This window comes from Nocardia sp. NPDC004278 (assembly GCF_053602975.1).
Map to the genome: position 1 here is coordinate 8,987 of NZ_JBSGEQ010000038.1, position 21,268 is coordinate 30,254.

Genomic DNA, 21,268 nt, shown 5'->3' on the forward strand with positions numbered 1-21,268 from the left:
GAGCCTGCGGGTCCGGCCTTCGCTGTGGGTGCGTCCGGCGCGGCGGGCCGGATGGAGGACTGCCGCGGGACACCGGATCCGGTTGGTTGCGCTGAGCCTGCGGGTCCGGCCTTCGCTGTGGGTGCGTCCGGCGCGGCGGGCCGGATGGAGGACTGCCGCGGGACACCGGATCCGGTTGGTTGCGCTGAGTCTGCGGGCCCGGCGTTCTCAGTGGGCCCGTCCGGCGCGGAGGCCGGCCGGGGGACACTTGTCGAGCGCGCCGATCCCGTTGGTTGCGCTGAGTCTGCGGGGCCGGCCTTCTCAGTGGGCCCGTCCGGTGTGGAGGTTTGCCGCGGAATGCCGTTAGCGCGTGCCGATCCAGTTGGCTGCGCCGCGCCAGCTGGTCCGGCGTTCGCCGTGGGCTCGTGCGGCGCGGCGGACCGGACGGAGGACTGCCGGGAGAGCTCGGCGCGCCGGGCGGAGCCGGTGCGGCGATCGGAGGTGGGGTTTTGCGTGGCGTCTGTGCGGTGGCTCATCGAGGTGGGCTGGGATTTCGCGGCCGGGTCGAGGAGAGCTTCCAACCCGGCCGGTGCGGTTTGTGGCGGTTCGAGTGTCGTGCCGGGGGACGGGGATGGTGCGGTGGCGCGGTCTCGGGTCGCCGCGGATCTGCCCGTGCGTCGGGCTGCGATATGCAGGGTGAAACCGCCGCCGGGGACGACACCGGCGCGTAGGTCGGTGCGTGGCAGTGCCTGCACCGGAAATGTGTCGTCCGCGCCGACTGTGATCCGGCGCACGGGCTCTCGGATGATTTCGTCTACCCAGGTGAACGCGCGGGCCCCGGAAAGGCGTCGAGTTCCTTCCGCGCCCTGGATCTCTGCGGTCACCTGGCCGCGCAGCAGGATCACGGTGCCGTCGGCAGTCGGCGCGACCACGCCGAACGGCGGTGGTTCGGAATTGCCGCCGAAAACCACTGCGGCCAGCCGCTGTGCGATCGCCGCGCCCGGATGCCGCGCATCGGCGACGGCCTCGATCGCGCCGAGTATCCGGTCGGTGGAGGGGGTTTCGCCCGCGAGATACACGACAACCGCACCGAAGCGCGCGATCAGACCATTGCCCGGTGCAATCCCCACGGTCGACGGGTTACTCACCCGCGCCTCCTTCCCGGACCACTACCGGCGTCCAGCATAGAGCGTGCGATGCCCCCGAACCCTGCCTGCGACGAACAGCGAGCGCGGGCCCACAGTGATCCGTACCCGCGCTGATCGACGAAGAGGCGTGCATCACCCGACGTCGCCTCCGGATGCCTCCAGGCACACGTCCCGCGCGCTCGGATAGCTCTGCGGGACCACGCGTACATCCTCAGCAAGCCAGTGCCCCGCCCACTCAGATCGCTGCGCTACCCACTTCGGCTGCTCGCCGAGCGTAGTCACATGGCGGTCGATACGGCCTGGGCGACCACCATTCGACTACCGGCGACTGCCTGTGGCCCCAGGGGCGGTACGGCAGGAGCTAGCTGGACGCGGCGCTGGCGAACCCGTTGTGCGCGAGCTCACGGCCAGCCGGAGAATTCGGCTCGGTGCGCGGCCATCGGAATCCCGTGGCGGTCAGTGCCTGTCACCTGCAACTCGTCGTGACTCTGCGCAATCGGCCGACACCCGGCGGCGCGGAATGATCCGTGCTGGTGGGGTGGGTAGTCCGGTACACGCGATCTGCCCGCTCGCGGCGGGTGAGTCCGTGCGGCCGATCTGCCGTGCGCCACCAGCCAGGTGGATTTCGTGTCTCAGGCGGTGAACTCGGCCAGGTGGTCTTCGAGCCAGGTGGTGAAGGGCCGGGCCGGGTGGTTGGTGAGGAGGGCAACGGTGTCGGTGATCGGGGTCGGGACGCCGTCGCACCTTCGCCAGTAGTCGAGGAGGCCGTCGGCGTAGCGGGCGGGGATGAAGTCGGCCATCTCCTGTCGCCAGGCGTCGGGGGTGACGTGGGCGATGGTCGCGGTGCGGCCGGTGATCTTGTTGATCAGGGCGATCTGCTCGGTGAACGTCAGTGTCTGCGGGCCGGTGAGGGTATGGGCTCCACCGCGGTGGTCCGGCTTGGTGAGTAGGGCATGGGCACACGCTGCGATGTCGAGTTCGTGGATCGGATCGGTGTAGGCATGGGGGTAGGGGAGGCTGACCGGGCGGTCGGCTTTGATCGCGAATGACCAGCCGCGGGCATTGCCCGCGAAGGCGCCGGGTCGCAGTACCGAGACGGTTATCGGTGCGTCGGTGAGTCCGAGTTCGGCGTCGAGATGCGATTTCGCGACCGGGTTGGTGGCGGCATCGGGATCGAGCACCGCGGACGAGGACAGCAGCACGATGTGGTTGACTCCGGCTTCGGTTGCGGCGGATGCGAATTCGGCGATGCATTCGGGCTCGGCGTAGAGGAACACCGAGGTGACGCCGTCGAGTGCGGCGGCGAAGGTGGCCGGGTCCCGCAGGTTGCAGGCGACGGCAGGCACGTCCGCGGGAAGCTGCTCGGGGCGGCCGGAGCCGATACGGACGGCATAGCCGTCGGCGCGCAGCAGGGACACGAGGTTGTTGGCGACCGCGCCGCGGCCTCCGGTGACGAGAATCATGAGAGTCCTTGGGTTGAAGGTGATTCAGTGCTGCTGTTCGGCTTGAGCGTGGCGCGGCAGCAGTCGCACCAGCCCGAGGCTGACCAGCGTGATGGCGGTGACCAGCACCAGGCTGACGGTCAGCGCATGCGCCTGACCGGAGCCGACCGTGTGGAAGTACACCGTGGTGACCGCGGCCGCGCCGATCGCATTGGCGAGTTGCTGGACGGCGGAAAGGGATCCGCTGCCGCTACCGGTCTCGGACGGGTCGATATCGCCAATGGTGACGACGAAGATGCTGCCGAAGCAGGTGCCCATACCGATGCCGAGCACCAGGATCGCCGCCGCGAGAGCCCAAGGGGCGATATCGATTCCGCCGGTCAGCACCAGCAAGAGCAGCAGGCCGCTGCCTGCCAGAGTGATCAGCAGGCCGATCAGGATGAGGTTGCGGCCGAGGGCGGCCAGCAATTGGTGCGCGGCGATCGAGGCGATGATGATGCCGACGGCGAGCGGGGCGAGACCGAGCGCGGCGTCGGTCGGGGTGTAGCCGAGACCGTTCTGCATGAACAGCGACAGCACATACAGCAGGCCGGAGACCGCGGCGAAAAATACGAGGCCGAGGATCAGACCAGAGGTGAAGCCCCGGTTCTCGAAGAGCGTCGGCTTGATCAGCGGGTTGGCCGCGGTGATCTGCCGAAGGGCGAACAGCGCGAAGGAGACGACTCCGGCCGCCAAGGCCGCGAAGGGCGCGCCGCTCCAGCCGTTGGCGGAACCGTCGATCAGTCCGAATAGCGTCCCGAACATGGCCGCCGCGAGCAGGAGGGCGCCGAGCGCGTCGATGGTGATGGTGCGGTCGCCGTCCTCGGCGGGCAGCAGGCGATGGGCGGCGGCGAATGCGAGGCCGCCGAGCAGGATATTGATCAGGAACATGGCGCGCCAGCCGAGGCCGAGCAGATCGGCGTCGACGAGGAATCCGGCCAGGATCGGGCCGCAGACGCCGGACAGGCCGAGGCTCGGCCCGAAGACGCTGAATGCCCTACCCAACTGTTCGCGAGGGAAGACGCTGGTGAGGATGCCGAAACCCTGGGGTATCAGCATCGCGCCGAAGGCGCCCTGGATCAGGCGCGCGGTAATGAGCGTGGCTGGGTCGATGGCGAGACCGCAGGCGACCGAGGCGAGGGTGAATCCGGCAAGGCCGATCAGGAACAGCCGCCGTTTGCCGAAGCGATCGCCGAGTCGGCCGCCGACGACCAGCAGGACGCCGAGGGATAGGGCATAGCTCGCGCCGAGCCACTGGATCAGCGCCGGCCCGCTGTGGAGATCTCGCGCGATGGTCGGCGCGGCGATATTGGTGATGGTCGAGTCGAGCAGGTCGAGAATGTCGGCCGCGAGTATTACCGCCAGTATCGCCCACATCCGGGCGCTGACCTTGGTATCTGGTTGCTGCGTGCGGGTGTTCATGTCCTTCTCCTGATGGGAGGAAATCGGAGCGAACAAGGATCGTGACGAACGTTGTTCGATCGATATGGACGCTAGATCACGAACAACGTTCGTGTCAAACATTGTTCGTCAGCGCGTATGCTCGGCCCATGAGCGCCGCACCCGTCAGCCGCCGGGCCCGACCCGCGAAAGCACCCCTCAGCCGTGACGTCATCATCGAAACCGGCCTGCGCATCCTCGACCGCGACGGTCTGGCCGCCCTCACCATGCGTCGCGTCGCACAGGACCTGGATACCGGCGCGGCCTCGCTCTACGTCTATGTCGCCAACCGTGACGATCTGATGGCAGCCATGCTCGATCACGTGCTCGGCACCGTCCCCGAGCCGACGGGCGACACCTGGCGTGACCGGCTCACGGCGCTGGTCGCGACCACCGTCGACGCGATGGCCAAACATGAGGGGCTCGCACTTGTCGCGCTCGGCGCGATTCCCACCAGCCCGAATGCCTTGCAGATCGTCGAGCGGCTGCTCGCCCTGCTCGCCGAGGGCGGGGTGGACGCACAGACCAATTCCTGGGCCGTCGACCTGATCTACCTGCACATATCCGCGCAGGCCGCGGAGCAGAGCGCGTACAACACCAAGGACACCAACGAGCAGGACTATGTCGCCGAGGTGAAACGGCGCTTCGCGGCCCTACCCGCCGATCGGTATCCGACGCTCATGGCGATGGGGGACCAGATGTTCTCGGGCGACGGCGACGAGCGGGCCCGGTGGGCGCTGCGTGCGCTGGTCAACGGCATCCTGGCGACTCCGGCCGAGTGAGGTCCGTGGGAGAATCATCCATGCGGACGATTCGACCGGCGGTCGAGGACGACCTGCCGATACTGCAAGAAATCGAGCGCGTGGCGGGCAAACCATTCGCCGACATCGGCATGATGGCGGTCGCGGATGACGATCCGCCGTCACTGCAAACGCTGCGTGAGTTCCAACAGGCGGGCCGGGCCTGGGTCTATCCCGATGACACCGGCCGCCCGATCGGCTATCTGGTTCTCGGGATCGTCGATGGCAATGCCCATATCGACCAGGTCTCGGTGGATCCGGACCATGCGGGTAGGCGGATCGGCAAGCGGCTCATCGACCATGCGGTGCAGTGGTCGAAAGCGCAAGGGCTACCGGCGATCACGCTGACGACCTTTGTCGACGTGGCCTGGAACGGTCCCTACTATGAGCGCCTCGGCTTCCGCTTTCTGACCGCCGCCGAAGAGACTGCCGAGCTACGCGAAATCCGCGCCGCCGAGGCCGCGCACGGCCTCGACCGCTGGCCGCGCGCCGCGATGCGCGCCGAACTCGTCACCTGGCGGATGGACTGACCCGCGCCGCCCGGCCATTCGGCCGAATGCGACGCCGCGCGTTGCGAACCTAATGTTGGTGCGCGAAGGCGGCTTCCGCTGCGGGCAGGGCCGCCGCGCGGTCCGCGGGGACCAGGCCGATGCGGGTGCGGCGGTCGAGCAGATCGTCGGTGTCGAGTGCGCCCTCGTGGGTGATGGCGAAGGCGAATTCGGCTGCGGTGACGTCGATTCCGGGGGCGACGTATTCGGCGAGGGCGGGGTTCGCGGCAGCCGTTGCCAGCACGGTCGCCGCCTCGCTGCCGAAGCGTTCGATCAGCAGCGGCGGGGCGGCGATGCGGTCGCGGGCGGCGCCGGAGATCGCGCCCACCAGGGGAAGCTGCTTGGTGCGGCACGGGCCGGCGGCGAGGTTGCCCGTGGCTACCGCCGCGTCGACCGCGTCCTCGGCCATCTGACGGTAGGTGGTGAGCTTGCCGCCGACAATGGTGATAACACCGGTCGGGGAGTGCAGGACCGCGTGCTGGCGGGAGATATCGGCGGTGCTGTTGTCGGCCGTCTTCAGCAGCGGGCGCAGTCCGGCATAGCTGCCGCGAATATCGCTGCGGGTCAATGGCTCTCGGAGGGCGGTATTGATGGTGTCGAGGAGGAAGTCGATTTCGGCTTCGGTGGGCCGGGGTTCGTCGGGGACCGGTCCCGGTGCGTCCTCGTCGGTCAGGCCGAGGTAGACCCGCCCGTGCGCCGCCGGGAAGGCGAAGACGAAGCGGCTTGTACTGCCCGGCACCGGGACGGTCAGCGATGCGGTGAGCCCGCCGAATGATTCGGCATCGAAGACCAGATGGGTGCCGCGGCTCGGGCGCAGTTCGATGCTCGGGTCGACCTGATCGGCCCAGACGCCGGTGGCATTGACGACGGTGCGGGACCGGATGGCCATGGTCTCGCCGGTCGAGGTATCGCGGAGGGTGGCCGAATCCCCGGTGACATCAAGGGCTTCGACGCGGGTGAGGATGGTTGCGCCGTGCGCGGCAGCGGTGCGGGCCAATGCCACCACCAGTCGCGCGTCGTCCACCAGCTGTCCGTCCCAGGCCTGCAGCCCGCCGCGCAATCCTTCGCGGCGCACAGTCGGTGCCAAACGCAGCGCCTCGGCGGCGGCGACTCGACGGGAACGCGGCAGTGTCGCGGGCGAAGTGCCCGCACTGCGCCGCAGCACATCGCCAGCGACGAATCCGGCGCGGATCAACGCACGCTGTGCCACACCGATTTCCGGGAGCAGCGGCACCAATTGCGGCAGTGGCCGCACCAGATGCGGTGCCGTGGTTGCGATCAGGATGCCACGCTCGACGGCACTTTCGTGCGCGATGCCGACCCGCCCGCTGGCCAGATACCGCAGCCCGCCGTGCACCAGCTTCGAACTCCAGCGACTCGTACCGAACGCCAGGTCGTGCCGTTCCACCAGCACTGTTCGCAGTCCGCGGGAGGCCGCATCGACGGCCGCGCCGACACCGGTCACGCCGCCGCCGATCACCAGCACATCGATATCGATACCGTCGCCGAGCACCTGTAGCTCACGCGCGCGGCGTCCGGCGTTCAGTGCGGAATTTCCGCTGGCAGCGGCCGAATTCGCAGTCATCACAATCCCTTTCCGGTGGCGGACGGACCGCCGGTGCGCAGGTGTTCGGTCATTGGAGCGGCTTGTCGGTCGTCGCGGGTCCGCCGTCGGGAGCGAGGTAGCCGTCGATCGCGCGGGTCAATTCCGCATCCAGTGCCGCTCCGGCCAGCAGCGGGGCGACCGTACCCGCCGACTGCACCGCCGATTGCGCGATCAGCAACAGCATTGTCGCCATCTGTTCGGGCTCGCCCGCGCGGATGGAGCCGTCCAGGTGGCCGTCCCGGATGCCCGCGGTGAACAGTTCGATCAGGGCGCGTTGATTGCGGCCGAGACGGCCGAAGACATAGGTGAGCATCAGGTCGGTATCGGTACGGAAGATCTTGCCGAACAACGGATTCGAGCGAATGGTCGCCGCGCCCCCGACGATGCCCTCGACCATGCGGGCGCGCGCGTTACCCGTGCTCGGCATGGTCGCGGCGACGATCGCGCGCAGTTCGCGCACCAGCAGTTCGGCCACTAGCGATCCGGTATCCGGCCAGCGCCGGTAGACGGTCGGCCGGCTGACCCCGGCGCGGCGGGCCACCTCGGTGAGGGTGGTGCGGCGCACCCCGAACTCCTCCACGCAGGCCCGGGCGGCATCGAGGATCGCGAGATCGGTTGCCGCGAGCGCGTCGACGGGGGCGGACTCTGCGGAGGCAGTCATCGGGTGTCACCACCGGGTGTCGGCGGCACCGTCGCAGCGGTGCCGGATGCGGGTGTCTGTTCGTTACTGCTTGACAGTCTATGTCAAACTGTAACGCATGGTCGAGACGCATCAGCACACATCCTCCAGCGAGGCGGCCGCCGCAATCCCGGGCGCGCCGGAGCACGCGGCGAGTATGGTTTGGGACGCCTGGGGCATACCCGCCGGACATAAGCCGCTCTCGGCTTCGATTCGAACCCTGCTGACGCAGGTATTCGGAGTCTCCGGCGACCCGGTGGCGCGCCGCGATGAGGGCGATGTGCCGCTACGCGAGTCGACGTTGACACCGACTCAACGGGACGGGTTGGTCGCGGTGGTCGGCGCGGGCAGCATTTCGGTCGACCACCACGATCGTTTGCGGCATGCGGGCGGTAAGAGCACCCCCGATCTGCTGCGCCGCCGCACCGACGGCCCACAGGACGCGCCCGATGCGATCATCTTCCCCGCCGATCATGAGCAGGTGCTCGCTGTGCTGGCCTACTGCGCCGACAATGCCATCGCGGTGGTGCCCTTCGGCGGTGGTACCAGTGTGGTCGGCGGCGTCGACCCGGTCCGTGGGCGCTTCGATACCGTCATCGCGCTGGATCTGCGCCGCCTCGACGGTATTTCCGATATCGACCCGATCAGCGGCACCGCCACGCTCGGCGCCGGACTGACCGGCCCGCTGGCCGAGGAACTCCTTGCCGCCCATGGCCTTTCGCTCGGCCACTTCCCGCAGAGCTTCGAATTCGCCAGCATCGGCGGTTTCGCCGCAACCCGGTCCTCCGGACAGGCCTCGGCGGGTTACGGCCGCTTCGATGACATGGTGCAGCGGCTCAAGATCGCCACGCCCAGCGGAACCATCGAACTCGGCCGCGCACCCGCATCCGCCGCGGGCCCGGACCTGCGTGAACTGTTCGTCGGTTCGGAGGGGGCGCTCGGTGTGATCACCGAGGTAACCCTGCGGGTGCATCCCGTACCGGAAACCATTGGCTACCAGGCCTGGTCGTTCCCGGACTTCGAAACCGGCGCCGCCGCACTGCGCTCGGTGGTGCAGGCGGGTGCCGCACCGACCGTGCTCCGGCTCTCCGATGAGGTCGAGACCGGCATCAACCTGGCTCGGTCCGCCGATATCGGTGGTAAATCGGTTCCGGGTTGTCTGGCCATCACCACGTTCGAGGGCACCGAGGCGCATGTCGCGGCCCGCAGCGCTGAGGCGGGCGCACTGCTCGCCGCGGCGGGCGGGACCGCGCTGGGACAGACCCCGGCTCGGGAATGGGAGCACGGCCGTTTCGCCGCACCCTATATGCGCGATGCCCTGCTGGATGTCGGCGTGCTCTGCGAAACCTTGGAGACCGCGACCACCTGGGCGAATCTGGCCGAGCTGAAGGCGAAGGTCACCGCGGCACTGACGGATTCGCTCGGCGGTCAGGGCACCCCGCCGCTGGTGATGTGTCACATCTCGCACACCTATCCGACCGGTGCCTCGCTGTATTTCACCGTCATCGCCAAGCAGCTCGACGACCCGATCACCCAGTGGTCCATCGCGAAACGGGCCGTCGGCGACGCGATCGTGGCCGCGGGCGGCACCATCACCCATCATCACGCGGTCGGCACCGACCATCGCCCGTGGATTCCCGATGAGATCGGCGATCTCGGCGTGCGCGTGCTGCGCGCGGTGAAGCGGGAATTGGACCCGTTGGGCATCCTCAACCCTGGAAAGCTGGTCCCGTGACACAGGATTCGTCCCGTCCGGTGCGCGCGGTCACCGTCGTGACCAATCCGCAGTCCGGCGTCGGCAAGGGCGGCGATGTGGCGGCGGCCGCGTTGGCCCGCTTCGCCGCACGCGGTGTCGAGATCACCGAGGTGCGTGCGCCTTCGGCCGCCGAATCGGTACGTCTGGTGCGGGATTCGATCGCGGGTAGCGACCGGCCGGACGCGGTGGTCTGCATCGGCGGTGACGGGTTGATGAATGTGACGCTGGAAGCGCTCGCGCAGACCGGCGTACCGCTCGGCCTGATCCCCGCGGGCACCGGCAATGACCTCGCGCGGGAAATCGGTGTGCCCACCGACGATCCCGTCGCGGCGGCCGATCTGGTGCTCGGCGGCCGCACCCGCGGCATCGACCTGGGCCTGATCGAATCGCCGACGCCCGGATCCACGCCCAAGTGGTTCGCCACCGTCACCGGTACCGGATTCGACGCACGAGTCACCTTGCGCGCCAATGATATGCGCTGGCCCAGAGGTCCGCTGCGCTACACCGTCGCCGCGCTGGCCGAAATCTCGGGCCGCTTCACCGTGGCCTATCGGATCGAGCTGTCCGGCGTCGTGCCCGGCGCGCTCGACAATCCGGATTCCGACACCGTGATCGAGACCGATGCGGTCATGGTGGCGATCGGCAATACCCGCACATATGGGGGTGGCATGCTGGTCTGTCCGGACGCGGTGATGGATGACGGTTTCCTGGATCTCACGGTGGTCGGCGCGGTTTCCCGACGGGATATGCTCCGTCTGCTGCCCGCACTGTCGGCCGGTAAACGGATCGATCATCCGAAGTCCAAGCAGTACCGCGTCGCGCAGGTCACGCTCACTGCCCCCGGTGCCCCGGCGACCGCCGACGGTGAGCCTGCCGGCACGCTCCCGATCACCCTGCGTGCGGTGCCCGGTGCACTGACCGTGCTGGTCCCATGATCATGAGAACGACGTCCGCACTCCTCACACCGCGAAGCTGACCCGACCCAGCCGGTCGATGGTGGTCCGATCGGCGATCACCATCGATGCGGGCGCGGGCCGCGGGAGATCTCCTGTGCCGACGGCGCGCATGAGGCGGTCCCAGCGGCGGCAATGCAGCGTGAAGAAGAACGGATTCACGCGCCGACCGCGCGCGTGCTGGCCGGCGCGCGCCGTTCTGGCAGGCACATCGAGCAGGATGACGTGCACTTCTCGGCCATAGCGCGCCGCCCACCGGCCGATCAAACGTCTGGCCCACCCGAAGGTGGCGCAGTCGTGGATGACGACCGGCCCGGCACCGTCCCGCAGCGCGGCTCTGATCCCGCGGTAATGCGCGATGTGCACCACCGGCCGCCACAACGGGTACGGCAGCCGACCGAGCCTGCGCCGCCAGCGATTTCGCGAATGGTGCGAGTCGAGCACCACCGAATCCGCTGGCCCGCGCGGCGGTCGCTCGGCATCGGCCTCGGCGCCGAAGAACAGCCGCAACGCCGTACTCTTACCCGCGCCCGGCACTCCGGCCACCACCAATGCCGCCGTCGCGGGATACCGCAACTCCTCGATGGTGCGTCCGCGCAGATCGTGTACGGAGGTCGGTGCGAATACCCGAACATCGGGTATTCGCGGTTGCGAACCCGGATAGGGCGAATCGAGCGGAGGGTTCACCTCTTCCAGGCTCCTCAGCCGACGCCGCCCCGACAACCGGGAAAACCCTGATTCTCGCTGTGTATTTCCTGAGCGGAACAGGGCGGGTGAGGCTTGGTCTCGGCGCGCGGTGTTCGCCACGCCGTAGGGCCGCTGCCTGCGCATTCAATGGCGACCTCGAACCGGCGCGAGGCGACAGCCGCGGCGCCGCGGATGGCAGGCGCGATGAAGCTGAGAATTACTTGTGGATTCGGAGCTCGAGCCGTTTTGGGCGGTAAGCTCTCCAGGTGTAGGCGGAGTGTTCGGTGTCCCTCATCCACCGAAGACTCCGCCTTTTTCTGTGCGCTGGCCCTTTTAGGAGCTCAGCGGGCACCACCACTAGAATGCCGGGGTGACCAGCGCAGCCTCTGACAACCCGCGTAATCGTGCCGATGCCCTCCCCAAGAGCTGGAACCCCAGCGAGGTGGAGGCCGAGATGTACGAGCGCTGGGTAGCGGCTGGCTACTTCGCCGCCGACACCGCCAGTGCCAAGCCCGGTTACTCCATCGTGCTGCCGCCGCCGAACGTCACCGGCAGCCTGCACATGGGCCACGCGCTCGACCACACGCTGATGGACACCCTCTCGCGCCGCAAGCGCATGCAGGGCTATGAGGTGCTGTGGCTGCCCGGTATGGACCACGCGGGCATCGCCACCCAGACCATTGTGGAAAAGCAACTCGCGGTGGACGGCAAGACCAAGGAAGACTTCGGCCGCGAACTGTTCATCGAGAAGGTCTGGGACTGGAAGCGCGAATCCGGCGGACAGATCCAGTGGCAGATGCGCGCGCTCGGCGACGGCGTCGACTGGAGCCGTGACCGCTTCACCATGGACGACGGGCTCTCGCGCGCCGTGCAGACCATTTTCAAGCGGCTCTATGACGCTGGCCTGATCTACCGCGCCGAGCGCCTGGTCAACTGGTCGCCGGAACTGCGCACCGCCATCTCCGATATCGAGGTCAAGTTCGAGGATGTCGAAGGCGAGCTGGTCTCGCTGCGCTATGGCTCGCTCGAAGATGATGAGCCGCATGTGATCGTGGCCACCACCCGGGTGGAGACCATGCTCGGCGATACCGCGGTCGCGGTGCATCCGGAGGATCTGCGCTATAAGGATCTGATCGGCACCACCCTCGAGCATCCGATCACCGGACGTCAGATCCCGATCATCGCCGACGATTACGTCGATCCCGAATTCGGCACCGGCGCGGTGAAGATCACCCCCGCGCACGACCCCAACGACTTCGAGATGGGCCTGCGGCACAACCTGCCCATGCCGAACATCATGGACGAGCGCGGCCGGATCACCGGCACCGGAACCGAATTCGATGGTCTGGACCGGTTCGAGGCGCGGGTCAAGGTGCGCGAGCGGCTCGCCAGCGAAGGCCGGATCGCCGCCGAGAAGCGGCCCTACCTGCACAGCGTCGGACATTCCGAGCGCAGCGGCGAGGCGATCGAGCCGCGGCTTTCGATGCAGTGGTGGGTCAAGGTGGAATCGCTGGCCAAGGCGGCCGGTAACGCGGTTCGCAACGGCGACACCGTGATCCACCCGACCAGCCAGGAGCCGCGCTGGTTCGAATGGGTCGACAATATGCACGACTGGTGCATCTCCCGGCAGCTGTGGTGGGGCCACCGCATCCCGATCTGGTACGGCCCCGAGGGCGAGGTCATCTGCGTCGGTCCGGATGAGACCGCGCCCGAGGGCTGGGTGCAGGACCCGGACGTGCTCGACACCTGGTTCTCCTCCGGCCTGTGGCCGTTCTCCACCATGGGCTGGCCGGACTCCACCGAGGAACTCCAGAAGTTCTATCCCACAAGCGTTCTCGTCACCGGCTACGACATTCTGTTCTTCTGGGTGGCCCGGATGATGATGTTCGGCACCTTCGTCTCCGACGATCACGTGCTCACCGCGGGCAAGCGCGGCGCGAAGCAGGTGCCGTTCAAGGATGTGTTCCTGCACGGCCTGATTCGCGATCAGTACGGTAAGAAGATGTCGAAGTCGCGCGGCAACGGCATCGACCCGCTGGACTGGATCAACGCCTACGGCGCGGACGCGTTGCGCTTCACCCTGGCGCGCGGCGCGCAGCCCGGCGGCGATCTCTCGGTCGGCGAATCGCACGCACTCGCCTCGCGCAGCTTCGTGACAAAGCTGTTCAACGCCACCAAGTTCGCGCTCATGAACGGTGCGAAGCCGGGCGTGCTGCCCGATCGCGCCGAGCTCACCGATGCCGATCGCTGGATCGTTGACCGGCTCGAACAGGTTCGCGCCGAGGTGGATTCGGCATTCGACGCCTACGAGTTCGGCAAGGCCTGCGAGGCGCTGTACCACTTCGCCTGGGATGAACTGTGCGACTGGTACCTGGAGCTGACCAAGGTGCAGTTCGCGGCCGACGGTGCGCGGGCCGAATCGACCAGCATCGTGCTCGGCAATGTGCTCGATTCGGTGCTGCGGCTGTTGCACCCGGTCATCCCGTTCGTCACCGAATCGCTGTGGCGGGCACTGACCGGCGGTGCATCGGTTGTCATCGCCGCGTGGCCCGCGGCCACCGGTGTGGCCGCGGATGCAGCTGCCGCGCAACGGGTTTCGGACGGACAGCGGTTGATCACCGAGATCCGCCGCTTCCGCAGCGACCAGGGGCTGGCCGATAAGCAGAAGGTGGCGGCCAAGCTGATCGGCCTCGACGCCGCTGGCCTCACCGAACTGCACGATTCGGTGACCAACCTGGCCCGGCTCACCGAACCCGGCACCGATTTTGCGGCGACCGCCTCGCTCGAGGTCCGGCTGAGCGCGGCCACGGTGACGGTGGCACTCGATACCTCCGGCGCGGTCGACCTGGACGCCGAACGCCGCCGCCTGGAGAAAGATCTCGCCGCGGCCGAGAAGGAATTGGCGACCACCGCGGCCAAACTCGGCAACGAGGCCTTCCTGGCTAAGGCGCCGGATCAGGTGGTCGACAAGATCAAGGGACGTCGCGATGTCGCCGAGGCCGAGGTGGCCCGCATCGGTGCCCGGCTCGCGGAACTGAGTGGCAAATGAACGACGAACCGGAGCCGCAGTACGCGGACGACGAGCATCCCAAGGCGCGGCTCGGCTCCGGGCCGTCCCCGGTGGATCTGGCCGAAATGGCATTGGTCGAGGCGGAATTGGACCAACGCTGGCCGGAGACCAAGATCGAGCCATCGCTGACCCGCATCGCCGCACTGATGGATCTGCTCGGCTCGCCGCAGCAGAGCTATCCGGCCATCCACATCGCGGGCACCAACGGCAAGACCTCGGTGACCCGCATGATCGATGCGCTGTTCACCGCGCTGCACCGGCGCACCGGCCGGATCACCAGCCCGCATCTGCAGTTGGCCACCGAGCGGATCAGCATCGACAACGTGCCGATCACCCCGGCCAAGTACGTCGAGACCTACCGCGAACTGCTGCCGTATATAGAGATGATCGATAAGCAGTCCGCGGCCGCCGACGGTCCGGCCATGAGCAAGTTCGAGGTGCTCACCGGCATGGCCTATGCCGCCTTCGCGGAGGCGCCGGTGGATGTGGCCGTCGTCGAGACGGGGATGGGCGGCCGCTGGGACGCGACCAATGTCATCGACGGACAGGTCGCGGTGATCACGCCGATCGGCCTGGACCACACCGACTACCTCGGCGACGATCTCGCCTCGATCGCGGCGGAGAAGGCCGGAATCATCAAACGCGCGCCGGAGAACCTGATTCCGCGCGATACCGTCGCCATCATCGCCGAACAGGCGCCAGAGGCCATGGAGGTGCTGCTGCGCCGGGCCGTCGAGGTCGATGCCGCGGTGGCGCGCGAGGGTTCGGAGTTCCGGGTGCTGGCCCGCCAGATCGCGGTCGGCGGCCAGCAGCTGGAATTGCAGGGCCTCGGTGGCGTCTACGACGAGATCTTCCTGCCGCTGCACGGTGAGCACCAGGCGCGCAATGCGGTGCTCGCGCTGGCGGCGGTGGAGGCGTTCTTCGGTGCGGGCGCCGAGCGGCAGCTCGATATCACCGCGGTCCGCGCGGGTTTCGCCAGCGTCACCAGTCCGGGCCGGATGGAGCGCATGCGCAACGCCCCGACCATCTTCATCGACGCCGCCCACAATCCGGCGGGCGCGCAGGCGTTGGCCGCGACGCTGACCGCGGAATTCGACTTCCGCAAGCTGGTGGGCGTCGTCGCCGTGCTCGGTGACAAAGATGCGGCGGGCATTCTGGAGGCGTTGGAGCCGGTGCTGGACGAGATCGTGGTCACCAGCAATGGTTCGCCGCGCGCCATGGATGTCGAGCGCCTGGCCGACCTCGCCGTACAGCGCTTCGGCGATGAGCGGGTGGTCACCGCCGAGACCCTGCCCGACGCGCTGGAAACGGCCATCGCCATCGCCGAGGAGGTCGGCGATACGGGCGAAATGGTCTCGGGCGCAGGGGTTGTGGTGACCGGATCGGTGGTCACGGCGGGCGCGGCCCGCGCCTTGTTCGGGAAGAGCCCGGCATGAGCGTCAGGCCCGGAGGAGGCGGCGCGCGTAACCACGGAGGGTCCCGCGAATGCCGCAGTGAGCCCGGCGTGAGCGTCAGGCCTGGAGGAGGCGGCGCGCGTAACCATGGAGGGTCCCGCGAACGCCGCAGTGAGCACAGCGTGAGCGTCAGGCCCGGAGGAGGCAGCGCGCGTAACCACGGAGGGTCCCGCGAATGCCGCAGTGAGCCCGGCATGAGCGTCAGGCCTGGAGGGGGCAGCGCGCGCGGAGGGTCCCGCGAACGCCGCGATGGACACAGCGTGAGCGTTGGGCCGGGGTCCGGATGCGGCAGCATGGGTGGGAATGTTGGGCCCGCGAATGCCGAGAAGGAGACAGCGTGACCGAGACATCCGGCGACGCCGCCGAGCCCGAAGGGACCGACGGCGCACCGCAGGTCCCACCGCCCGCCACCGATCCGTGGAAGGGACTGCGCGGTGTCATGGCGGGCACCTTGATCCTGGAGGCGATCACGGTGCTGCTGGCACTGCCCGTCGTCGCGTCCGTCGGCGGGGGAGTCGGCTGGTTCTCGGGCAGCTATCTCGTGGTCCTGGCCCTGGTGATGATCCTCGGCGCCGGGCTGCAGCGCCGCCCGTGGGCCATCCCGTTCAACCTGGCCCTGCAGGTGCTGTTGATCCTCGGTGTCTTCGTCCATCTGTCCATCGGCGTCATGGGCGTCTTCTTCGCCGTGGTGTGGGGTTTCATCCTGGTCCTGCGCGCCGACGTCAAGCGCCGAATGGAACTCGGCCTGCTCCCCAGCCAGCGCATCGAAGGCTCTTCATAGCTCCGGTTCGGTAACCCGGGGTACCGCCCATTAGGCTGTGCGCCGTGACTGAGCAGACGTTGGTACTCATCAAGCCGGACGGTGTGGCCCGTGGCCTCGTCGGTGAGGTGCTGGCCCGGATCGAGCGCAAGGGGCTGAAGATCGCCGCCCTCGAGCTGAAGCAGGTATCCGAAGAAGTGGCGCGTGGCCACTATGCCGAGCACGCCGAGAAGCCGTTCTTCGGTTCTTTGATCGAGTTCATCACCTCCGGCCCGGTCGTCGCGGCCATCCTGGAGGGCCCGCGCGCGATTGCCGCGTTCCGTCAGATCGCCGGTGGCACCGATCCGGTCGAGAAGGCCGTCCCCGGCAGCATTCGGGGTGACCTCGCGCTGGAGACCCAGGAGAACCTGGTGCACGGCTCGGATTCGCCGGAATCGGCCAAGCGGGAAATCGCGCTCTGGTTCCCGGAGTTCCCGGCCTGATCCAGGGCTACGGCGTGAGCTGCGCGAACCGAGGGCACGGGCGGCATCGCCGCGGGCCGGAGCCGAGCGCAGCGAGGTGTAGTCGTGCGGCGATGGCAAGACGTCGCCGCACTGTGTGGGATACTGGCATTGGTTACTGACGATGCCGACTGTTCGCGCAGGTACGCGAACGATCGGTGCCGGACGATAACCGGATGACACTGCGGTTCGATGCCGATCATCGCTGCCACGAACAACTGGCCTGTTGCTAGGGCCGGAGGTTCGCGTCGGCACGCTGGATGAGCGCTCGCGCCGTGGAGTTCAGCCAATAGCCAGGCGCCGCGTGACCAGTTAGCCCGACCGACGAACAAAACATGGTGTTAACCGGGCATGCGGGGCGAGACCACTTGACCTTGCGCCAACCGCGTGAGGTGAACGGACAGTGCCCCCGCGTCGGCCGCGTCACTCCTGCCAGGAGGGACGCGCCCGGGGACCCGAGGAGACTTCGTGGCCGATCAAGAGCCGCTGGAAACAACATCACAGGATGCCGAACAATTGCCGGAGCGAATCCGAGTTCACGCGCTTGCCAAGCGGCTGGGGGTAACCAGCAAACGCATCCTGGCCAAGCTCGCCGAGTTGGGTGCCGATGCGCGTAGTGCGCAGTCGAACGTCGATCGAGCGGTAGCGGAATCGGTCCGCGAGGCGCTCGTCACCACCGAGCCCGGCGCCGAGGTGTCACAGGATGCCGAGGTCGCGCCGGACCAACAGCCAGCTCCCAAGGAGCCCGGCCTCATTTTTTCCGCACCGGACCAGGTGATCGATCAGTCCGGATCGCTGCCATCAGGGGAACAGCCCGCGGCACACCAGCCGTCGGTGCAGTTGTTCACCCACTCGGTTCCGCAGGAGCCGCACGTCGCGACGCCGGTCGTCTTCGAGGCCGCCGCCGCGGTCTCCGCGCCGCTGTTCCTGCCGCCGGACGCCGCGGCGGCCGAAGCGGCGCGTAAACAGCGGCGGGCCGAGCGGGAGACCCGCCGGGCCGAGGAGCCGGTGGTCGAGGACGAGGTCGAGACCACTGAGGAAGAACAGGAACCGACCGAACAGCAGGGCGATGCGGACCAGCCGCGTCGTCGTCGGCGTGGCCGTCGCGGCCGTGGTCGTGGTCGGGGTGAACAGCACAGCGATTCCGATACCGAAGGTGACGAGAGCGACGTCGCCGAGGAGACCACCGAGGACGAGCAGCCCGCCGCGCGCAAGACCGAGGCCGGGCCCACCGAGGCCGGGCCCACCGAAACCGCCGAGGACACCGAGGGCGAGGACGAGGAATCCGGTCTGCCGGAGGGTTCGAGCCGTCGCCGTCGTCGCCGTCGTCGCCGCAAGGTGGCCGGTGAGGGTGCCGAGGCCGAGGTCGTCTCCGAGGACGATCCGCCCAACACCGTGGTGCACGAGCGCGAGCCGCGCAACAAGAGCCGCACTCGCGCCACGGTCGACGAGGTGCAGGGCATTACCGGCTCCACGCGGCTCGAGGCCAAGCGGCAGCGTCGGCGCGACGGTCGCGAGGCCGGTCGCCGCCGCCCGCCGATCCTCACCGAGTCGGAGTTCCTGGCCCGCCGCGAGGCGGTGGACCGGGTGATGGTGGTGCGCGAGAAGACCTTCCCCGATCATCCGACCGCCACCCAGGTCGCGGTGCTCGAGGACAACATCCTGGTCGAGCACTTCGTTACCAATACCGGCTCCGCGTCGATGGTCGGCAATGTCTACCTCGGCAAGGTGCAGAACGTGCTGCCCTCGATGGAGGCCGCATTCGTCGATATCGGCCGCGGCCGCAACGGTGTGCTCTACGCCGGTGAGGTGAACTGGGAGGCCGCCGGTCTCGGCGGCAAGGAGCGCAAGATCGAGCAGGCGCTCAAGCCGGGCGATCAGGTGCTGGTCCAGGTGAGCAAGGATCCGGTCGGGCACAAGGGTGCGCGCCTGACCACTCAGATCAGCCTGGCCGGACGCTTCCTGGTGTACGTGCCGGGTGGTTCGTCCACCGGCATCAGCCGCAAGCTGCCCGATACCGAGCGCAAGCGGCTCAAGGAGATCCTGCGCGATATCGTGCCCGCCGACGCCGGGGTGATCATCCGCACCGCATCGGAGGGCGTCAGCGAGGCCGAACTGGCCCGCGACGTGGAGCGGCTACAGGCGACGTGGCGCACCATCGAGAAGGCCTCCGAGGCCAAGGACAGCGGCTCACCCAAGACGCTGTACGAAGAGCCCGACCTGCTGGTCAAGGTCATCCGCGATCTGTTCAACGAGGACTTCTCCAGGCTGGTCATCGAGGGTGAGCGGTCCTGGAGCACCGTTGAGAACTACATCCGCACGGTCGCGCCCGACATGCTCGCCCGGGTCTCCCGGCACGAGAACAACAGTGTCGACGTATTCGAGACCTACCGGATCGACGAACAGCTCGCCAAGGCGCTCGATCGCAAGGTGTGGCTGCCCTCGGGCGGCACCCTGGTGATCGACCGGACCGAGGCGATGACGGTCATCGACGTCAATACCGGCAAATTCACCGGTGCCGGCGGCAGCAACCTGGAAGAGACGGTCACCCGCAACAATCTGGAGGCGGCCGAGGAGATCGTGCGCCAGATGCGGTTGCGCGATATCGGCGGCATGATCGTCGTCGACTTCATCGATATGGTGCTGGAGTCGAACCGGGATCTGGTGCTGCGGCGGCTGACCGAGGCGTTGGGGCGCGACCGCACCCGGCATCAGGTCTCCGAGGTGACCTCGCTGGGCCTGGTCCAGATGACCCGTAAGAAGCTGGGCACCGGCCTGGTCGAAGCGTTCTCGTCGACCTGTGAGCATTGCCACGGCCGGGGCATCATCGTGCACACATATCCGGTCGAGCTCACCGCGACCGAGGATGCCGCGCGTGGCGGCCGGGAGACCGGATCGCGGCGGCGTCGTGGCCGGGACAAGAGTGCGGCGGCCAGTGCGCCTGCCGCTGCCAGCAATGGCACCGGACATGTTGCGGAGACGGACGAGTCGGAGATCGCGGTCAAGCGGGCGCATCCGGTCGCGCTGGCAATGGCGGCACATCAGTCCGAGGAGGCCGCGCACGGCGAGGAGCTCGAAGGACAGGGTGAGGTCGCCACGGCTGCGGCCGAAGCTGTCGCGACCGAAGCGGCCGAAGCTGTTGCGGCTGAAGCCGAGGCTGTCGCGGCCGAAGCAGCTGCGATCGAAGCCATTGCCGAAGCCGCCTCGGCTGCGGGCGTGGTCGAGGAAGTCGTGGTCGACGAAGCCGTTGCGGCGGTGGCCGAGGAGGCTGCGCAAGCGGTAGCCACGGAGGTCACCGAAGCGGTGGCGGAGGAAGCCGTCCAGCCCGCGCCCGAGGAGGTCCGGACCGCTGAGCCGGTCGTCGAGGCCGTCGCGACGTCCGAGGCAGCGGCACCCGTTGCGGTGACCGAGTCCGCGGCTGAGCAGGCTGTCACATCCGAGGCACCCGCAGCATCCGCCGTCTCGGCCAATGGTGCGCCGGAACCGGTGGCGCCCCGTTCGGCCAGCCGCAGACGCCGCGTGGCGCGTTCGGCCGCCGCACCGGCCGCGGACACTGCGGGCGCGGTGTTCGTGCTGCCGACGGCTGATCAGACGTCCGCAACGCCCGCGGTGGATTACACGGCGGATATGCCGGTCGTGGTGCCGACGCGCAAGCCGCGCCGCCGGGCCGTCGGTCGTCCCGCCGGACCGCCGGTGGACGACGTGAACTGATCGCCACGATCGGATCCGAACTCGGGACCCCCGCCGCACTTCGCGACGGGGGTTCCCGCGTTGGACGGCCGAGTCCGACCGGCGGCGGGACCGTGACCTGGTGCGGGGCACCGGTTTGGTCGGCGTGGTATCCGTCCTGTAATCTTGGACAGTCGCTGCCCGGCGACAGCGCTCATCTGCGCTGTGTTCGTGACTCGGCTCGAAGCCGAGAGCCATCAGGTTGCTGAGGCGGCGGTGACTACCAGACCAGAGTGCTGTGGTTTCCAAGCGGAGTCATCCGGGCGGGAGCACACAGCCGCGCGAGCACGAGCACGAGCCGCGCGCATGACAGGAAGAAGGGCAGCCGACCGATGGCAACGTACGCGATCGTCAAGACCGGCGGAAAGCAGTACAAGGTCGCGGTCGGTGACCTGGTGAAGGTCGAGAAGATCGAGGGTGCGCCGGGTTCGTCCGTGGCGCTGGCCCCGGTTCTCGTGGTGAACGGCGCCGAGCTGACCACCGATGCGGACAAGCTGGCCAAGGTCTCCGTGGCCGCTGAGGTCGTCGAGCACACCAAGGGCCCGAAGATCCGCATCCACAAGTTCAAGAACAAGACCGGCTACCACAAGCGTCAGGGTCATCGTCAGCCGCTGACGGTCCTCAAGGTCACCGGCATCAAGTAAGCCTCCGCGCTTTCTCGAATTACTTCACAGGAGT

At 68.1% G+C, this 21,268-nt stretch carries 15 protein-coding genes and 1 pseudogene; 10 read left to right on the forward strand and 6 right to left on the reverse strand.

The window, feature by feature from the left end; translation table 11 throughout:
* The 3 genes and pseudogenes from ACWEO2_RS36525 to ACWEO2_RS36535 form a co-directional block, all read right to left on the reverse strand.
* Nucleotides 1-1,127 (reverse strand): annotated as a pseudogene (locus tag ACWEO2_RS36525) (hypothetical protein); the annotation flags it as partial.
* Nucleotides 1,128-1,759: 632 nt separating this feature from the next.
* Entirely contained in the window at nt 1,760-2,590 is an 831-nt protein-coding gene (locus ACWEO2_RS36530; protein WP_452409541.1) for an SDR family oxidoreductase, read from the reverse strand.
* Nucleotides 2,591-2,614: 24 nt separating this feature from the next.
* The gene (locus ACWEO2_RS36535; protein WP_452409542.1) at nt 2,615-4,030 is read right to left on the reverse strand and encodes a DHA2 family efflux MFS transporter permease subunit; all 1,416 of its coding nucleotides are present in this window, start codon (nt 4,028-4,030) and stop codon (nt 2,615-2,617) included.
* A gap of 128 nt (nt 4,031-4,158) precedes the next feature.
* Here ACWEO2_RS36535 and ACWEO2_RS36540 point away from each other — a divergent pair, with 128 nt between their 5' ends.
* Complete coding sequence (locus ACWEO2_RS36540) at nt 4,159-4,830, forward strand: TetR/AcrR family transcriptional regulator (RefSeq protein WP_452409543.1); 672 nt, start codon at nt 4,159-4,161, stop codon at nt 4,828-4,830.
* A gap of 20 nt (nt 4,831-4,850) precedes the next feature.
* Nucleotides 4,851-5,378 (forward strand): GNAT family N-acetyltransferase, encoded by a 528-nt coding sequence (locus tag ACWEO2_RS36545; RefSeq protein ID WP_452409544.1) that lies wholly within the window; start codon nt 4,851-4,853, stop codon nt 5,376-5,378.
* A 49-nt stretch (nt 5,379-5,427) separates the two neighbouring features.
* On the opposite strand, the gene ACWEO2_RS36550 is transcribed toward ACWEO2_RS36545, so the two are convergent.
* Together ACWEO2_RS36550 and ACWEO2_RS36555 are read right to left on the reverse strand one after the other, a co-directional pair.
* The gene (locus ACWEO2_RS36550) at nt 5,428-6,981 is read right to left on the reverse strand and encodes a glycerol-3-phosphate dehydrogenase/oxidase (protein WP_452409545.1); all 1,554 of its coding nucleotides are present in this window, start codon (nt 6,979-6,981) and stop codon (nt 5,428-5,430) included.
* Between the two features lie 49 nt (nt 6,982-7,030).
* Nucleotides 7,031-7,663, reverse strand: coding sequence for a TetR/AcrR family transcriptional regulator (locus tag ACWEO2_RS36555; RefSeq protein ID WP_452409546.1), 633 nt, complete (start codon nt 7,661-7,663; stop codon nt 7,031-7,033).
* A 175-nt stretch (nt 7,664-7,838) separates the two neighbouring features.
* Here ACWEO2_RS36555 and ACWEO2_RS36560 point away from each other — a divergent pair, with 175 nt between their 5' ends.
* Both ACWEO2_RS36560 and ACWEO2_RS36565 read left to right on the forward strand, forming a co-directional pair.
* On the forward strand, nt 7,839-9,416 hold the full coding sequence (locus ACWEO2_RS36560) for an FAD-binding oxidoreductase (RefSeq protein ID WP_452409586.1): 1,578 nt from the start codon (nt 7,839-7,841) through the stop codon (nt 9,414-9,416).
* Nucleotides 9,413-10,372, forward strand: coding sequence for a diacylglycerol kinase family protein (locus ACWEO2_RS36565; RefSeq protein ID WP_452409547.1), 960 nt, complete (start codon nt 9,413-9,415; stop codon nt 10,370-10,372). Before ACWEO2_RS36560 ends, ACWEO2_RS36565 begins: the two co-directional genes overlap by 4 nt.
* A 24-nt stretch (nt 10,373-10,396) precedes the next feature.
* On the opposite strand, the gene ACWEO2_RS36570 is transcribed toward ACWEO2_RS36565, so the two are convergent.
* A complete protein-coding gene (locus ACWEO2_RS36570) occupies nt 10,397-11,077 on the reverse strand; it encodes an AAA family ATPase (RefSeq protein ID WP_452409548.1) in 681 nt (226 codons plus the stop codon).
* A 370-nt stretch (nt 11,078-11,447) separates the two neighbouring features.
* Between ACWEO2_RS36570 and ACWEO2_RS36575 the strand changes: the two genes are divergently transcribed.
* The 6 genes from ACWEO2_RS36575 (at nt 11,448) to rplU (ending at nt 21,234) form a co-directional block, all read left to right on the forward strand.
* A complete protein-coding gene (locus ACWEO2_RS36575; RefSeq protein ID WP_452409549.1) occupies nt 11,448-14,126 on the forward strand; it encodes a valine--tRNA ligase in 2,679 nt (892 codons plus the stop codon).
* A complete protein-coding gene (folC, locus tag ACWEO2_RS36580; protein WP_452409550.1) occupies nt 14,123-15,583 on the forward strand; it encodes a bifunctional tetrahydrofolate synthase/dihydrofolate synthase in 1,461 nt (486 codons plus the stop codon). Before ACWEO2_RS36575 ends, folC begins: the two co-directional genes overlap by 4 nt.
* Before the next feature lie 457 nt (nt 15,584-16,040).
* Nucleotides 16,041-16,382: a DUF4233 domain-containing protein gene (locus ACWEO2_RS36585; RefSeq protein WP_354960127.1), complete on the forward strand. Its 342-nt coding sequence runs from the start codon at nt 16,041-16,043 to the stop codon at nt 16,380-16,382.
* Nucleotides 16,383-16,426: 44 nt separating this feature from the next.
* Nucleotides 16,427-16,843, forward strand: coding sequence for a nucleoside-diphosphate kinase (gene ndk / locus ACWEO2_RS36590; protein WP_328410464.1), 417 nt, complete (start codon nt 16,427-16,429; stop codon nt 16,841-16,843).
* A 486-nt stretch (nt 16,844-17,329) separates the two neighbouring features.
* Entirely contained in the window at nt 17,330-20,572 is a 3,243-nt protein-coding gene (locus ACWEO2_RS36595) for a translation initiation factor IF-2 N-terminal domain-containing protein (RefSeq protein ID WP_452409551.1), read from the forward strand.
* A 350-nt stretch (nt 20,573-20,922) separates the two neighbouring features.
* Nucleotides 20,923-21,234, forward strand: a complete 312-nt coding sequence (gene rplU, locus ACWEO2_RS36600) for a 50S ribosomal protein L21 (protein WP_040687720.1) — start codon at nt 20,923-20,925, stop codon at nt 21,232-21,234.
* The last annotated feature ends 34 nt before the right edge of the window (nt 21,235-21,268 follow it).

Excerpts from the sequence above, each read along its gene's own strand:
- ACWEO2_RS36530 (WP_452409541.1), bottom strand. The coding sequence starts at position 2,590 with ATGATTCTCGTCACCGGAGGCCGCGGCGCGGTCGCCAACAACCTCGTG.
- ACWEO2_RS36535 (WP_452409542.1), bottom strand. The coding sequence starts at position 4,030 with ATGAACACCCGCACGCAGCAACCAGATACCAAGGTCAGCGCCCGGATG.
- ACWEO2_RS36540 (WP_452409543.1), top strand. The coding sequence starts at position 4,159 with ATGAGCGCCGCACCCGTCAGCCGCCGGGCCCGACCCGCGAAAGCACCC.
- ACWEO2_RS36545 (WP_452409544.1), top strand. The coding sequence starts at position 4,851 with ATGCGGACGATTCGACCGGCGGTCGAGGACGACCTGCCGATACTGCAA.
- ACWEO2_RS36550 (WP_452409545.1), bottom strand. The coding sequence starts at position 6,981 with ATGACTGCGAATTCGGCCGCTGCCAGCGGAAATTCCGCACTGAACGCC.
- ACWEO2_RS36555 (WP_452409546.1), bottom strand. The coding sequence starts at position 7,663 with ATGACTGCCTCCGCAGAGTCCGCCCCCGTCGACGCGCTCGCGGCAACC.
- ACWEO2_RS36560 (WP_452409586.1), top strand. The coding sequence starts at position 7,839 with ATGGTTTGGGACGCCTGGGGCATACCCGCCGGACATAAGCCGCTCTCG.
- folC (WP_452409550.1), top strand. The coding sequence starts at position 14,123 with ATGAACGACGAACCGGAGCCGCAGTACGCGGACGACGAGCATCCCAAG.
- ACWEO2_RS36585 (WP_354960127.1), top strand. The coding sequence starts at position 16,041 with ATGGCGGGCACCTTGATCCTGGAGGCGATCACGGTGCTGCTGGCACTG.
- rplU (WP_040687720.1), top strand. The coding sequence starts at position 20,923 with ATGGCAACGTACGCGATCGTCAAGACCGGCGGAAAGCAGTACAAGGTC.